The sequence below is a fragment of the Paenibacillus sp. FSL P4-0338 genome (assembly GCF_038002365.1).
Lineage (GTDB): Bacteria > Bacillota > Bacilli > Paenibacillales > Paenibacillaceae > Paenibacillus_AQ.
This window is the reverse complement of record NZ_JBBOCG010000001.1, coordinates 2,344,201-2,358,977: the sequence shown is the minus strand read 5'-3', so window position 1 is coordinate 2,358,977 and position 14,777 is coordinate 2,344,201. Positions and strand designations below refer to the sequence as shown.

Sequence of the window (14,777 nt, the reverse complement as noted above, 5' to 3'; positions counted from 1 at the left end):
AGAGGAGATTTATGCTATGGCAACCGGCAAAAGATTGGATCCCTACCGCAATTACCGCTTCCGCGTTGTAATTGACGGCATTCAGACCGCAGCCTTTGCGGACGCAACGATTCCGGATACATCCACAGAGGCTGTAGATTACCGGGAGGGCATCGATGCCCCGCATGCGCGCAAGCTGTCGGGCTTGACCAAATTCGGGAACATTACCTTGAAAAAGGGACTGACAGACTCCCTGGAACTCTACAACTGGCGCAAGTCGATTGAGGACAAAGGCGCGCTGAAAAACCGCAAGAGCTTGTCCATCATCCTGGTGGATGAAGAAGGCAATGACAAGGCGCAGTGGGATATCCTCGAAGCCTGGCCGATCAAGTATGATGTCAGCGCCCTTAGCGCTAAAGGCAACGAGGTCTCTGTCGAGTCGATGGAGCTGGTGCATGAAGGGGTTCGCAGAGTGAAATAGCCTTCCCGCTTATCGTCATCGTCACTGTGGATGTGATGCAATACGCCAAAACATAAGCTGGACGGTATGGACATCATATTCACGGCCGGGGACGCCGGAAGGAAGCGAAGGCATGAGGATGGTCTTGATGAGGAAGTGAGGGAGAACATGGAACTATTACAAACTGAATTCAGCTTCACCCTGCCCAAAGGGTACGTGGATGAAGCGGGCACGCTGCATAAGCAGGGCACCATGCGTCTGGCTACCGCAGCCGATGAGATTACACCGCTCCGGGATTCCCGGGTTCAGCAGAACCCCGCGTATCTGACAGTCATTCTGCTCTCCAGAGTGGTCACCGGACTAGGTGGACTGGGCATGATTACGCCGAGAGTCATCGAAGAATTGTATACGTCGGATTTTGCTTATCTGCAGGATCTGTACAACCGGATTAACCAGAACGGGAGCAATGCGGTTCATGCGCAGTGTCCCAAGTGTGAGCAGCGCTTCGAGCTTGAACTGGAACCGCCGGGGGAATAGTCGGCTACCCCCTTGACCGCCTCTACGAGGAGGTAGCCTTTCTGACCTACTATCTGCACTGGGACTATACGGCGGTGCTGAACCTGGAGCATGCTGAACGGGACCGCTGGTGCAGTGAAGTCAGCCGGATCAACCAGAAGCTGAGTGGCGGGGAAGAGAAGAAGAACTTCTTTGAGGCTTAGGAGAGGATAACATGAAGGCAAATATGCTAAATATCGGCGCGAAAAGAAGCTGGGTGCCCGGGTACCGGGAAGATCCCTTTCTTGCTTATAACTTCATCGTGGAAATTGACGGGATCTCCGTGGCGGGATTCTCAGAGGTCTCAGGCCTTAGCGTGGAGACACAGGTGGAGCGCAAAACCTTCGGCGGTGAGAATCATAAGGAATTTGTGTTCCTGGGACCGACCAAATACTCGGATCTGACGCTGAAAAACGGGGTCACGAATGATGAGTATCTGTGGAACTGGTATCAGAATGTGGTGAACGGGGTCATCCGGCGGCGCAGCGGGTCCATCTGTCTCTTGGATCATTCCGGCACGCCCAAGGTGTGGTGGAACTTCATCGAAGCCTGCCCCATCAAGTGGGAAGGACCGGCGTTCAACGCCAGCAGCAGCGCGGTAGCCGTTGAGAGCCTGGTTCTGACTCACAACGGGCTGTACAGGTACCGGTAATGAGCCGGAGTATTCGGATGGCGGCAGCTCCTGCGAATCAGAAGCAGACTGAGTTCATTCAATCGATTCTGGCAAAATACGGCTTGACCCGCTGGCGGAGCAAGCTGAAGAGTCTGATCCTGCGGCACGATCCGCTATATGCTGCGCAGCCGGAGACATTGCAGCGTACGGACCTGGTGACCAACCATATCCATCAGACATTCTATTACAAGGTAGTGCCAGAGAAGGTACAGCCGGGACCGGCAAGCCGCATCCTGTTGGTGACTCAAAGCGGCATCAGGCCTGGACTAAGCGCTCCATCTGCTTCTCCTGGTCAAGCTGAGGATCTGCGGAGCGGGCTTCATTCAGCAGCCGGACGACTTAACTCCGTACAGGTGCTGCAAGAGAGAGTCTGGCAGTATAGAAGTAATAAACATCAGGTAACAACGGAGTATCGCATACAGAATGCAGCACTTCATCCGGCTGAACCTGTAACTGTTCAGCCTGCCGGATCAAGACCGGCGCAAGTCTCTGCACCGTCCGGGTTGTCTGTTCTGAAGCCACTGCCTTCAGGCGCTACTGGCGAAAGAAGCCAGAGAGACCGTCAGACCAGAGGCGATCTGCGGACTGCTTCTGTCCTTCCAGGGCAGCAAGACAGGATAACAGGCAGACCGGCACATGCAATTAATCATCATCATCAGCTGGTTCAGGTAATGCAGCTGCTGCGGAGCTATGGCCTTAAGCAAGAACGGGAGACCGGAGCGGAAGCACAGCCCTTGAGGCAGCAGCCAGGGCATACGGTACGGGCACAAGCATTGAAGCATGAACGGGAGACCGTCCCAGGCTCAGCCGGGACCGCTGTGGAAGCACAGCTTAAGACTCCCACGCTAAGCTTCAAGCCCGGTAATCTGTCGCTTCCGCATTCAAGCGTAAGTACCAGCCTTCAGCTCGGCTTAGGTCAGCAGCTGACGGCAACGCTTGAGCAGCTGGAGAGCAGGCAGGAGCTTCTGAGCCCGCTGCCCGCTGCCGTTAGTACGGTTCATCAGAGGCAGCCGATGAAGTCATTTCAGCTGGCGCAGCCGCAGATCCTGCTGCCGATTGGGGGCGCGTCAGGTGCACCAGCTGCGGCTGGGCAGGCAGCTTCTGCGCGAACGGCTGGAGCCGCAGGACGGGCAGCTCCAAGAGGGCCGGGACCTGCGGCTCCGGTGGAGGCCAGCCTGATCTACGCTGCGGACCGGACAGTGCTTCCGTCCGCCCCGCAGCGAAGAAGGCCGGCCAGTCCGCTTAGGGCGGATGGCCCTGCTTATGAACCGGACCTTCAGCCTGCCGCCAGTCTTAGCCGCCTGGTATTGCGGAAGCCTGAAGCACCGCGCGCGGCTCTGCCGGAGCCCATGCAACAGCAGCTGGAGCGGGTGCTGCAGGAACATGCGGCAGAGCCTCCGGCGCAGACCTTCACCAAGGCCGTTCCGCCGCCGGTCATGAATGCAGCAGAGCTGAATCAGCTGGCTGAGCGGGTCTATCAGGTGCTGGAGAAGAGAATGGCCATACGCAAGGATCGGAGGGGGCTAAGATAATGGCGGAGAAAGCGAAGATCATTCCTCTGGATATGCCCGTCGGAGCCATTGAGGTGATGTTTAACCCCAATGAGTACACCGTTTCTTTTGAAGGCAAATATACCGGGGAGAAGAATAACAAGCAATTCCAGATTACAGAGACACCGGAGTTCAAGGTCTCCTTGTTCTACGATACCTATGAGCAGCGCAAGGATGTCCGCAAGAAGACCCGGCAGCTGACCTCGCTGCTTGATCCTAAGGTCAGCGGCAAAAGCACGAAAAAACCGCCGGTGTGCATGTTCGTCTGGGGCGGCTTCACCTACCGCGGCTTGCTGAGCAAGATCGAGCAGAAGTTCACGATGTTCATGGATAACGGCACGCCTGTCCGCTCGCTGCTGGATGTGACCTTCATTACAGATGAGCCGGATAAGTCGGTGGAGGACAGCCAGGGCTTGAATGCCTGCCGGAAGCTGTGGGTGGTCAAAAGCGGAGACCGGCTCGACCTCATTGCGAATGAGGCGCTGAAGGAGCCGCTGGCCTGGCGCAGAATTGCCGAGCTGAACAGGATCGCCAATCCGGTTGGCTTTCCTGGCAAAAATGATATCGGGAGAACTCTGGTTATCCCGGATTAAGGCGGGGATTGCATGGGCACCAGTGTAGCGAATTACAAAATTGAGCTGAACGGAAGCAAGCTGTCCGCTGAACTGACAGCGGCAGTGGAAGGCGTCACGCTGGAGGATGAGCTTAATCTGCCGGCGGTATTCTCTATCCAGATGAATATGGTGAATGCCGGAAGCGGCATGTGGCGGGGAACAGATCTGACGAGCCTGAAGCCGGGCGACCAGCTGAAGCTCTCCCTTGGACTCGACCAGCCGGAGCCGATGATCAGCGGGGAGATTACCTCGCTGGATCTGAACTTTGCGGAGCACTCGGTGCTGGATATCCGCGGATATGATCTGCTGCACCGGCTGCGTATGGGGACGAGAAGCAAAGCTTTTCTGAAGAAGAAGGATAGTGATATTGCGGGGGAAATCGCCAAGGAGCATGGATTGACCCCTGTGGTGGAGGATACCGGAACGGTGTATCCCTACCTCTACCAGAATAATCAGAGCAACTACGAATTTTTGCTGGAGCGGGCAGCCCTGCTCGATTATGAGCTGTTCGCGGCAGATAAGAAGCTGCATTTCGTCAAATCGCGGTCCGTGAAGGCCCCGGTGCTGCCGGAGATGAGCTTCAAGAAGGATTTTGAACGGCTGAACCTGGAGCTGAGGGCCCTTACCCGGGGGAGTAAGGTGACGCTTAAGGGCTGGGATGTGAAGGAGAAGAAGGAGCTTGAGGCTATCGCTAAGAGCGGGGAAGAGACGACCAGAATGGGCGGGAAGGAAGGCGGCTTCACCATCAGCACAGCAGCGGTCGGGGAATCACCGATTGTCATTATGGCCGAGAATCTGCTGGATATGAACGAAGCCAAGGTGCTGGCCGCCGCTGCTTACAACAGCCGCCTGCGCGAGTTCATTGCCGGGGAAGGCATGTGCTGGGGGAACCCGAAGCTCCGGGCAGGACAGACGGTGAAGCTGATGGGTCTGGGCGAGCGCTTCAGCGGAATTTATTACATTGTTGCCACGGTTCACAAGATCGACAGCAAGGGCTATACCACGACGTTCAAGGTGAAGAGGACTGGCCTATGAGTGAAGGACCCGGAATTAGTAATTTTATGGACAGTATCATGAACGAGGGACGGATCTTCGGCGTAATGGTGGGGATTGTCATCAATAATGACTCTACGAACCATGCGGACAAGCCCGGCCCCGGATTGGTGAAGGTGAAGATCCCGCTGATGGGGATGCCGGAATCCAACTGGGCGCGCATGGCGTCCTGGATGGCCGGGAAGGAGCGGGGAGCGTTTTGCCTGCCGGAGGTGGAGGATGAGGTGCTGGTAGCTTTTGAGAACGGGGATGTCAACCGCCCCTATATCATTGGCTCCTTGTGGAATGGCAAAGACATACCGCCGGAGACCAACAAGGATGGCAAGAATAATATCCGCCTGTTCAAATCCCGCAGCGGGCATGTTCTGCAGTTCGCCGATACCAAGGGGGAAGAGAGCATCACGCTTACCTCCGCCAAGGGCCACGTAATCAAGCTGGATGACAAGGGCGGCGCGGAGCAGATCCATATTAGCGACAAGTCAGGCAAGAACCGGATCATCCTGGATACGAAGGCGAATAAGGTATCGGTATCCGCTGGTGCAGATATTGAAATCTCGGCGGGAGGCAAGCTGTCCCTGTCCGCCAAATCCATTGCAATGAAATCATCGGCGGGTACCGCTATCGAAGCTTCGGCCGGGATGGAGGTCAAAGCCGCCGCCAGTATGACGATCAAAGGATCTGTGGTCAACATTAATTAGAGAGGGGGTGCCCTCTATGGGCCAGCCAGCAGCGAAGCAAGGGGACCGGATTCTGGCGACCGATACGCATATCGTCATGCTTCCGGCCGGTGGAGGCCTGGTTCCCACCCCGTTGCCGCATCCCTTCACGGGGATTCTGGACGGTGCGCTGAGCACAAATGTCAAGATTATGGGGCAGCCGGCAGCCACTGTGGATTCTACGGCTACGAATACGCCGGCTCATGTTCCGCAGGGAGGCCCGTTTCAGAAGCCGCCGACCAATAAGGGGACCATCAGCGCCGGAAGCACAACAGTATTCATCAACGGGAAAAAGGCTGCCAGAAACGGTGATCCGGCGGTGACATGCAATGATCCGGCCGACCTTCCGGCAGGGAAAGTGTCTGCTGCGGGGACGGTCTTACTAGGAGGCTGAGAGATGGAAGTTGTAGATTTTTTGGGACGGGGCTGGACGTATCCGCTTGCTGTCCAGCGGGGCAGCGTCCGATCCTCCGGTGGAGAAGACTCCATCCGGGAATCCATTATTCTGATTCTGTCAACGGCCCGCGGCGAGCGGGTCATGCGGCCGGATTTCGGCTGCAGACTGAACGAGCTGGTGTTCTCACCCAATACCATGAGCACTGCAACCTTGCTGCGAAGCTTCATTGAAGAAGCCTTGCAGAACTGGGAGCCGCGCATTGAAGTGGACGACATTACGGTCACCCCGCGCTCAGACCGCTCCGAGCTTGAGGTGTCCATTGACTATTCAATCAGGGCCAGCAACAGCAAATATAATCTGGTCTATCCATTCTTCCTTGAAAGCGTGGGGAAATAATGCCAAACCAAATGCCTATTATTGATAAACGGGAACAGGAACAGCTGGTTCCCGAGCTACGACGCTTAATCTACCAATACTGCAGCCGGGAATGGACGGATGTGACGGAGCTTGAGGCAGACAAGAAGGCAGATGCCCTGGTCCATATCTTCACCGGGATGATGGGCAAAGTAATCAGCCGACTGAATCAGGCGCCTGCGAAGAATTTCACCTCCTTCCTGAATCTGATCGGCATTCATCCTACTCCGCCCCGTGCTGCCAAAGTTCCGCTGCTCTTCCGGCTGAAGCCGGATTCGGGCAGCTATAACACGGTTCCGGCCGGAACCCGGGTATCCGCCCAGCCGGAGCAGGGGGCGGAGGTAGTTTTTGAGACGGATAAGGATTTGACCGTCATTATGGCGCAGCCTGTCCGGGCGGTGAGTCTCGATCCGCAGGAGGACCAGTGGAGCAATCAGGATCATCTGCTAGCCGGGGGAGCTGCCGGCAGACCTGCCCGGCTGTTCAGGGGGGATTCGACAGTTGTCCACAGATTGTATCTGGGACATACAGAGTTGCTCGGATTCCAGGAAGCGGGCAGCAGCTTATCGGTCTATTTCAACAAGCCGGATGCAGCCGCGTTGAGCAAGGCCGCGCCGGAGCAGGATAGAACCGGAGATCTGCTGAACCATATCGACTGGTTCTGTTTCGATGATGAAGGGAATTCTGTGCAGCTGTATCCTTCCTCGATAGCCGAAGCACAAGAGGACGAAGATGCTCTGTGGAGGGCGGTGGTCCGGTTCGACCGGCTGACTGGCGTGCATACGAAGACGCTGGCCGGGTACGAACCGTCCGGGGTGCTGCGGGAATGGCCGGGCAAATGGATTTTCGCTGAGCTGAAGAGGCCCATAACTGCCGGTACGCAAATGCCGGATATCGAAGATATCCGCCTGGAGCTTAACGTGGTGAGTCCGCAGCCGCTCCCGCCGGATGTGACGGTGAATAATGGGAACCTGCTGGATATGGGCAAGGATTATTATCCGCTGGGGGACAAGCCCAGAATCAATGATACGTTCTATATCGCCTGCGGGGAGGCCTTCTCGAAGCCGGGTGCCCGAATTACGCTGAGGGTGGAGCTGTCAGAGCCGGAGATCAGCAAGCTGCCGGACACACCGTATGTGAGAATCGGCTGGGAATATTGGAACGGGCAGGAATGGCTTGCGATCACCGGTCTTGAGGAGAGAACGGACGAAGGCGGTGCAGCTTATGGCGGCGCTGCCCTCCGTGCGGTCAGCAGCCTTACTGCCAGCGGAACGCTGAGCTTCGTCTGTCCGGGTATCCAGAAGCTGACGCTGGGCGGTGAAGAGCAGTACTGGGTCCGGGCCCGCATCACCGGCGGGAATTACGGCGAGGATGCGAAATACGAATATCAGGATGAAGAGGTCAAGCTGGGAGAAGGCAGCATCAATGTAGCCAAGCTAAAGGTGACCCAGGCCACATACGCGCCGCCTTCCATCCGTAAGCTCAGTATAGCCTACAGCTACACACTGGAGGCGCACCCGCAGACCGTGCTTACAGAGAATAACTTCAGCTTCGCTGACAAGTCGGCGGCCTGCCGCAACGAAGGCGAATATTTCAAGCCCTTCTATCCGTGCACCGAGACGGAGCCGACCTTCTACCTGGGCTTTGACCGTGATATCAGCGATCTGCCCGTGTCGCTCTTCTTTCCGCTAACCGGTGAACAGCTGGGACGTCCGGTAGTGGCGTGGGAGTATTGGGACAGCAGAAGATGGCTGACGCTCAGCGTGAATGATGAGATCAGAGGCTTCACCCGCAGGGAGATTCTGCAGTTTGCCGTGCCGGGAGATATTGCGAGACGGCCGCTGTTCGGCACGGAGCAATACTGGATACGTGCCCGGCTGGATGAAGGCCGGTTCGAGATAGTCCCGCAGGTGGACGCTATTCTCGCTAACGCGGTCTGGGCCCGCAATTCCAATACCGCTGCGGGAGAGCTTCTGGGCTCCAGCAACGGTGAGGAGAATCAGACCGTTCAGTTGTCCAAAATACCCGTGCTGCCCGGCCAGCTTCTCAAGGTCCGGGAAGCCACCGGTCAGGGGACATGGATACCGTGGGAGGAAGTCAATACGTTCTCCGTATCCGGTTCAGATTCAAGGCACTATATGCTGGACAGAAGCACCGGAATGATCATGTTCGGGGATGGACGCAGCGGCATGATTCCGCCTATGGGCACAGACAACATCGTGTGTGACTACAAGCATGGCGGCGGAGCGTCCGGGAATGTAGCCGCAGGCTCGGTATCCCGGATATGGGACAGCTACAGCTGGCTGGATTCCGTAACTAATCCGGTGGCGGCGGACGGCGGCTTCGATCAGGAGGAAGCAGAGCAGGCTGAGCTTCGCGGGCCGCATACGCTGAAGAGCTGGAACAGGGGCGTAACCGCTGAGGACATGGAATGGCTGGTGCGCGAGGCGATGCCTCAGATCGCCAAGGTGAAATGTCTTAGTGCTATGAACCGGGAGCTGGATTTCACCCCGGGTAGAGCTACCCTGATCGTGGTGCCGGAGACGGACGATCCGAGGCCGGTCCCGAGCCAGGAATTGCGCAGTGAGATTGAAGCCTATCTGTGTGAACGGATCTCAGCCCCTCTAAACACCGCCGAGCCGCGGATTGAAGTCATTGGCCCGGACTATGTCCGTACTGCTGTGGAGGCAACCGTAGTCTTTACCTCTCTGGACCAGCGGAAGGTAGCTGAGGGACGGATCATTGACAACCTGAAGCAGTTTTTTCATCCGCTGAAGGGCGCAGACGGGAACAAGGGCTGGGAGCTGGGACAGAACCTGTATGTCTCCGAGGTCTATGCCGTGATTAAGAATACGCCGGGTGTTGACTATGTATCGGATGTGCTCGTCAAAGCTTCAGTGCAATGCTTCACGCTGAAGCTGGAGCCGCTTGAGAACGGGCCGTATAAGCCACAGGCCGCTTATCCGAAATACAGTCTGGTCCGTTCTGAGGACAACGCGCTTCAATTTGCTCTTGCCGAGGCGGTGGATGCCGGGGATGAAGTGAAATCGCTGGTGCTCAGAGGGTTCAAGGAGAACGGAATCATCAGGCTCCGCTACAGATCCCGGAAGCCGGTAGAGCTGATTGTCCTCACCATCGACGGTGACATGCTCGAATGCCAGACCCTTGACGAAGAACCGCTTGCAGAGAGCTATCCCGAGGGCAGCGATCTGGAATTTGATCTTACGGATGATCTGACGGTCCGGACGTATATCCTGAGTAGGCTGGATTCGGGGGCGGTAACCTTTGTTGTGAAGACCGCTGTATTCGAGGAGAAGGATATTGTCTTCCTGAGCCGGACGGATGAATACATCAACACCACACCGCTCAAGATCCGTACCCTCACCAGCGGCAATATTCATCTGGAAGAGGATGAGCTGATCTGCGGCGGGCTGCATCTGGTGAACAAGCCGGAGGAACATCCCTTTCCGTATCTTATGGATAAGCGGGCGGGCCTGCTGCATGATTTGACCGCAACCACGGCAGCGTGCGGGCTGGAGACTATCCGCAGGGAAGAGCGGAGGTATCTGACGGGGCTGTCCGGTATTCCGGACACAGTGGTGCGGTGTCCGCATTGTAATACTTTGGAGCCGTAACTACAGAAAGGAGGAAGAACCTATGCCGCTTCCAGTAATGAAGCTGGATGATCTTAGCTTTGACCAGCTTGTGGCCGATGCCACTGCGCTGATTCCGCTCTACGATCCGGATTGGACGAACTATAATCCCTCCGATCCCGGCATTACCCTGGTGGAGCTGTTCGCCTATTTCACGGAGATGGTTCTCTACAGGCTTGACCAGGTGACCGATGAGAGCAGGCAGCAGTTCCTCAAGCTGCTTGGTATCACCCTGGAGGACGGGGAGGAGCTCGCCAGCGGAATATCCCGCGGGGCGAAGCAGTTCTCCGAATGCTATAGGGCTGTGACGGCAGAAGATTACCAGCTGCTGGCGAGGCAGAGCCTGCTGGATATCCCGGGGATTCGGACCACGTATCCAGACCTTGCGGTCCGTACGCTCTGTCTGATTAATACGGATATGGAGAACGGCACCGGGCGGGATAAAGAAGCCTTCGGGCATGTGTCCGTAGTTCTGGTGCTCCAGACCGCGAATCAGCAGGATCTGCGCAGAGACATGACGGAGATCAAGCAACAGGTTAAAGCCATCCTGGAGCAGAGCAAGCTGCTGACGACTCGAGTCCATGTTGTTGAGCCAGATTATCGGGATGTTGTGATTGAGATGACGGTTGCCGCCGGGAATCAGAGCATCGGAAGCATCGTCCATGGCAGCATTGCACAGTTTCTGGACCCGGTTAACGGGGGGGAGCACGGACAGGGCTGGCTTCCGGGGAGGAAGCTGTACGCCTCGGATCTGTATCATCTGGTAGAGGGAATCGCCGGCATTGATCATGTGACCAGCGTGAACCTGGACTCGCCTGACCTGCTGCCGTTCCAGTTATTTAAGCTGAAGGACCTGAAGATTGAGGTGGAAGCATGAGCAAGACAGACGGATACAGTTATGTGGAGTATCTCCCCCGGGTGTTCCAGCAGAAATCGGGGGAGCCGGATGAACAGTTTTTTCTGGGACGGTTCCTGAAGGCCTTCGAAGCCATGCTCTCGGGCAATACGGGGACGGCAGGCGCGGAATCTGCGGGAATGGAGGCTTTGCTGGACAGATTGCATCAATACTTCGATCCGCAGACGGCTCCCTCGCAGTTTCTGCCCTGGCTTGCAGGCTGGGTAGGCCTCCAGTTGGCGGAAGGTGTGGAGTATGACGGTGAGGAGGATAACCAGGAGCGCACGCTTGCCCCTACGCAGATTCTTCCACTTGCGGACACCCGCAGCACCGTTAACCGCAAGCTGATCGGCAGCATCGTCCAGCTCTATAAGAAACGCGGAACCCTGGGCGGTCTGGCCGAATATTTGCAGGTTCACGCCGGTGAAGAGGCGGCCATCCATATCTATAGCTACGAGGAGCCTGTCCGTCTCGGTAATGCCCGGCGTATAGGCATCAATACTATGGTTGGGGCGGCCGAGCCGAGCTACTTCTCCGTCCATATCATTCTCCCGGCGTACAGCCGGAGCCTGCTGCAGCAGAAGGTGCGGAATCTGCAGGAGGTGATCCGGAAGGAGCGGCCCTTTTACACCAATTCCAGCTTGAATATTGAAGTTCCGTCTATGCGTCTGGGGGTCTATGGGCGTGTGGGGATGGAGACCTTAGTCGGGGGTATGACAGAGCAATAGAGATTATAGACCGGGAGGCAAGCGAATCATGGGAAAAGAATTAAGAAGAATGCGCTACTTTGACGGGCTCTTCCTGAACGCTGAGGATTACATGCTCGATCAGGAGTTTCACCTGCGCCTGCAGCGGCTGCATAACCGCTATCTGCATACCTGGGGGATTGTCTGCGGGCTCAAGGTACTGCCCTCTGCGAAGCCGGGGGAATCCATGAAGGTGAACATTGCGGAGGGGCTGGCCCTGAATCTGGTGCTGGTCAAGAATGGTGAGAAGTATGAGAGCATCAGCCAGGAAATCCTGATCTATGAGGGGCATCCGGATAATCCGGTCAACCTCTCCGAGTATAACGCCAATGAGAATATCTACATCTGGGTCAGCTATGAAGAGGTGAAGGCCGACTACAGCATCGAGCGTGGACAAGGGGAACAGATCCATATCTGGGAGCGGGGGAAAATCAGGTATGGGACCACCAAGCCTGAGGGGACGGACACGATCCTTCTGGCCCGGGTGGTTCCCCGTACCGATGGGGCGGGAGTGACCATCGACAGTACATGTATATACGATTACGACAGCGATGCGGCCCGGACGCCCTTAAGAACCTATGCCGGTGCCGCCGGCAAGAAGCTGGTCACGGAGAAGCTGGTAATCCCGGTTCAGAGTGAAGACAGCATGGACAGCGCGGGGCTGAGTGAAGCCGTTCTGGCAGCGATGCCGTCCATGTCTACACTGCAGGCTGGCAAAGTGCTGGAGATCAGAGCTCCCGAGACACGCTTCACCGGGGCTATGAGCGTAGCCGGAGCGCTAACGATTGAGGGCGAGCTGATTCTGAAGAGCAAGGACAAGGCCCAGAGCGAGATGCGGATTATGAACAGCTTCGTCGAGGTGAATAGCCCCAACACGGATGATCCGAACTATGTATTTCCCGGTGCGCGTGATGGCGGTCTGGAGGTATACCGGGGCGACGAGGGCAAGCATGATGCGCGGATTGTCTGGGTGGAGGAGGATAAATGCTTCAAGGCCGGGCTTGGCAACGATCTAAAGACCATTGCCTACGGCAACGAGTGGGACAGCCTGATCAAGTCTGAATTCGCTGATCTGCTGCACCGGCACAGTAAGCTGTCTTCGCCATCAGGCCTGAGCTTAGGCTTCACTGGAGCGGGCAAGCTGTACAGTGATGCTGATCTTGCCCTTCAGGATGACAGAATCCTGCTGCTGAAGGGGACGAACCCGGACACGGTTGACCATTCGCATGGCCTGGGCTGGTTCGGCGCCGGGAAGCCCTTCGCTGCGGCAGAGGTAGAGGGTCCGGTGTTATTCGGCGGCAGCGGCGGGGCACTCGGTACTCGGACGGTTAATGCTGATGGCTCCCGCACAGACAAGCAGGCATTATCCTGGAATAAGAACGGCTATGTCGGCATCGGCCCGCAGAAGGTACTGGAGGATTCGCTGGATGTCGAGGGCAGCGTACGCCTGCTCAGCGGCCGGAACCCGCTCCGCTTCACCTCAGCTTGGACGGGCTTTCCCGACAAACAGACGAACGGTGCGGAGATCTGTAACGATACTACAGACTACAAGGCCCTGATGATAGTCGGCAATAACTCTGCCGGGCAGAAGAGAAAGGTCGCTATCTGGGACCGGCTGGATGTGAACGGATTTCTGTATGTGAACGGGACAATGCAGGCCTCCCAGGAGATTATTCCTAGCGCGGGGAACGGGGAGCACAGCGGCATTATATTCCCGGCCAATCCGGGCGGAGGCGGGTATGATCAGGCTTGGATCAAGTACTATCCCCGTACAGGCGAGGATTGCACACTGGAGATCGGTACCTCCAATGACAGGAGTGACCATATCTCTCTGATAGCTTCCGGTAATGTGGGCATCGGCACACTGGAGCCTGCGGACAAGCTGGACGTGGCAGGGGAAATGCGTATTCTGAGCGGGCAGAATCCGGTTCGCTTCACCTCTGGATGGACAGGCTTCACGGGTCAATCACCCAAGAATGCCGAGATCAGTAACGATACCACGAACTACAATTCATTGATGATCGCGGGTAACGGGATGTCGGGAGTCCGCAGAGTCTCCATCTGGGACAATCTCGATGTCAATGGCTCCCTGCAGGTGAAGGGGGGCGCCTATATTGGCGGTGATCTTGAGATCAAAGGCAGTATCAAGACAGACGTATTTAACTTCGCCGGCAAATTCAAAAAGCTGGATGTGGCTGAGGAATTCGCCGCCACTGTACGCTGCGCTGATTTCTGCATCGGTTATCCCGGACGCCGGGGGGCTCCCGGCCGGGCGCTAGTTGATAATGGCAGCCATCTGGTGCTCAATTACGGCAACGACTGGTCTTATGCTTCTGTCCACAGTAGCCTGGAAGTGAGAAATGCCCTGATCCCGAGCGCGGGCAGCGGCAACAACGGGATTATCTTCCCGTCCGATCCCGGCGGAGGCAGCGGCGACTCGGCCTGGATCAAGTACTATCCGACCAGCGGGGAGAACTGCGTGCTGGACATCGGAGTCTCTAATGATGCCGGCGACCGCATCTATCTTCATGCCAGCGGCGGGGTCTATGCCAACGGCAGCATGTACTGGTGGTCCTCGCGCGAGCTGAAGGACAATATTGCGGATATTCCGGTCAAGGAAGCGAAGCAGCTGCTGGACGGGCTAAATCCGGTCTCTTTTAAATACAAAGGAGGCACCAAGCAAAAGACCCTCGGCTTCATTGCGGAAGAAGTACCTGCTGTTCTGGCCGATCCGGATCAGCGGGCGATCAGCGGGATGGATATCATTGCCGTTCTGACCAGCGTCATGAAGGATCAGCAGAAGGCAATTACAAGAATGCAAAAACAAATCGACACCCTGCAGGGTGCCTAAACCTTAGGAGGATGAACTTATGAAAGAACAATTGGAAGCACGTATGAATGAACTGAAGGCAGAGCTGGAATCCGGGCGGCAGATGATCCAGGAGCTGGACGAGAAGCGTACCAATCTGGGATATACCCTGACACGCATCAGCGGGGCCATACAGGTGCTGGAGGAGCTGGCTGCCGCTGAAGAGGAGTCCGTTCAGGCCTAAGCAAGCTGTAACTATGAAG

15 protein-coding genes are annotated in these 14,777 nt (G+C 56.6%); all 15 read left to right on the top strand.

The annotated features are described in order from the left end of the window. Positions 1–16 precede the first annotated feature (16 nt). The gene (locus MKZ07_RS10430) at positions 17–460 is read left to right on the top strand and encodes a phage tail protein (RefSeq protein ID WP_019910188.1); all 444 of its coding nucleotides are present in this window, start codon (positions 17–19) and stop codon (positions 458–460) included. Positions 461–607: 147 nt separating this feature from the next. Continuing rightward, complete coding sequence (locus MKZ07_RS10425; protein ID WP_036701224.1) at positions 608–976, top strand: hypothetical protein; 369 nt, start codon at positions 608–610, stop codon at positions 974–976. After that, positions 973–1,158, top strand: coding sequence for a DUF6760 family protein (locus tag MKZ07_RS10420; protein ID WP_076083189.1), 186 nt, complete (start codon positions 973–975; stop codon positions 1,156–1,158). The genes MKZ07_RS10425 and MKZ07_RS10420 overlap by 4 nt, the downstream gene beginning before the upstream one ends. Positions 1,159–1,169: 11 nt before the next feature. Next, positions 1,170–1,646 (top strand): phage tail protein, encoded by a 477-nt coding sequence (locus tag MKZ07_RS10415; RefSeq protein WP_036701048.1) that lies wholly within the window; start codon positions 1,170–1,172, stop codon positions 1,644–1,646. Beyond that, positions 1,646–3,199, top strand: a complete 1,554-nt coding sequence (locus MKZ07_RS10410; protein ID WP_341025721.1) for a hypothetical protein — start codon at positions 1,646–1,648, stop codon at positions 3,197–3,199. Before MKZ07_RS10415 ends, MKZ07_RS10410 begins: the two co-directional genes overlap by 1 nt. Then, entirely contained in the window at positions 3,199–3,810 is a 612-nt protein-coding gene (locus MKZ07_RS10405) for a CIS tube protein (protein ID WP_036701053.1), read from the top strand. Before MKZ07_RS10410 ends, MKZ07_RS10405 begins: the two co-directional genes overlap by 1 nt. Positions 3,811–3,822: 12 nt before the next feature. Beyond that, positions 3,823–4,866 carry a phage late control D family protein gene (locus MKZ07_RS10400; protein ID WP_036701056.1) on the top strand — a complete coding sequence of 348 codons (1,044 nt, stop codon included), beginning with the start codon at positions 3,823–3,825 and terminating at the stop codon, positions 4,864–4,866. Further along, a complete protein-coding gene (locus MKZ07_RS10395) occupies positions 4,863–5,582 on the top strand; it encodes a phage baseplate assembly protein V (RefSeq protein ID WP_051494044.1) in 720 nt (239 codons plus the stop codon). Before MKZ07_RS10400 ends, MKZ07_RS10395 begins: the two co-directional genes overlap by 4 nt. Positions 5,583–5,598: 16 nt before the next feature. Then, the gene (locus MKZ07_RS10390) at positions 5,599–5,994 is read left to right on the top strand and encodes a PAAR domain-containing protein (protein ID WP_036701058.1); all 396 of its coding nucleotides are present in this window, start codon (positions 5,599–5,601) and stop codon (positions 5,992–5,994) included. Between the two features lie 3 nt (positions 5,995–5,997). Next, positions 5,998–6,393 carry a GPW/gp25 family protein gene (locus MKZ07_RS10385; protein WP_036701060.1) on the top strand — a complete coding sequence of 132 codons (396 nt, stop codon included), beginning with the start codon at positions 5,998–6,000 and terminating at the stop codon, positions 6,391–6,393. Beyond that, a complete protein-coding gene (locus tag MKZ07_RS10380; protein WP_341025715.1) occupies positions 6,393–10,046 on the top strand; it encodes a putative baseplate assembly protein in 3,654 nt (1,217 codons plus the stop codon). The genes MKZ07_RS10385 and MKZ07_RS10380 overlap by 1 nt, the downstream gene beginning before the upstream one ends. A 22-nt stretch (positions 10,047–10,068) precedes the next feature. Beyond that, on the top strand, positions 10,069–10,941 hold the full coding sequence (locus MKZ07_RS10375) for a hypothetical protein (protein WP_341025713.1): 873 nt from the start codon (positions 10,069–10,071) through the stop codon (positions 10,939–10,941). Beyond that, positions 10,938–11,687 carry a phage tail protein gene (locus MKZ07_RS10370; protein ID WP_036701066.1) on the top strand — a complete coding sequence of 250 codons (750 nt, stop codon included), beginning with the start codon at positions 10,938–10,940 and terminating at the stop codon, positions 11,685–11,687. Before MKZ07_RS10375 ends, MKZ07_RS10370 begins: the two co-directional genes overlap by 4 nt. A 28-nt stretch (positions 11,688–11,715) precedes the next feature. Next, positions 11,716–14,556, top strand: a complete 2,841-nt coding sequence (locus MKZ07_RS10365; RefSeq protein ID WP_036701068.1) for a tail fiber domain-containing protein — start codon at positions 11,716–11,718, stop codon at positions 14,554–14,556. 19 nt (positions 14,557–14,575) lie between these two features. Continuing rightward, positions 14,576–14,758 (top strand): hypothetical protein, encoded by a 183-nt coding sequence (locus MKZ07_RS10360; protein ID WP_036701070.1) that lies wholly within the window; start codon positions 14,576–14,578, stop codon positions 14,756–14,758. Positions 14,759–14,777: the final 19 nt, after the last annotated feature.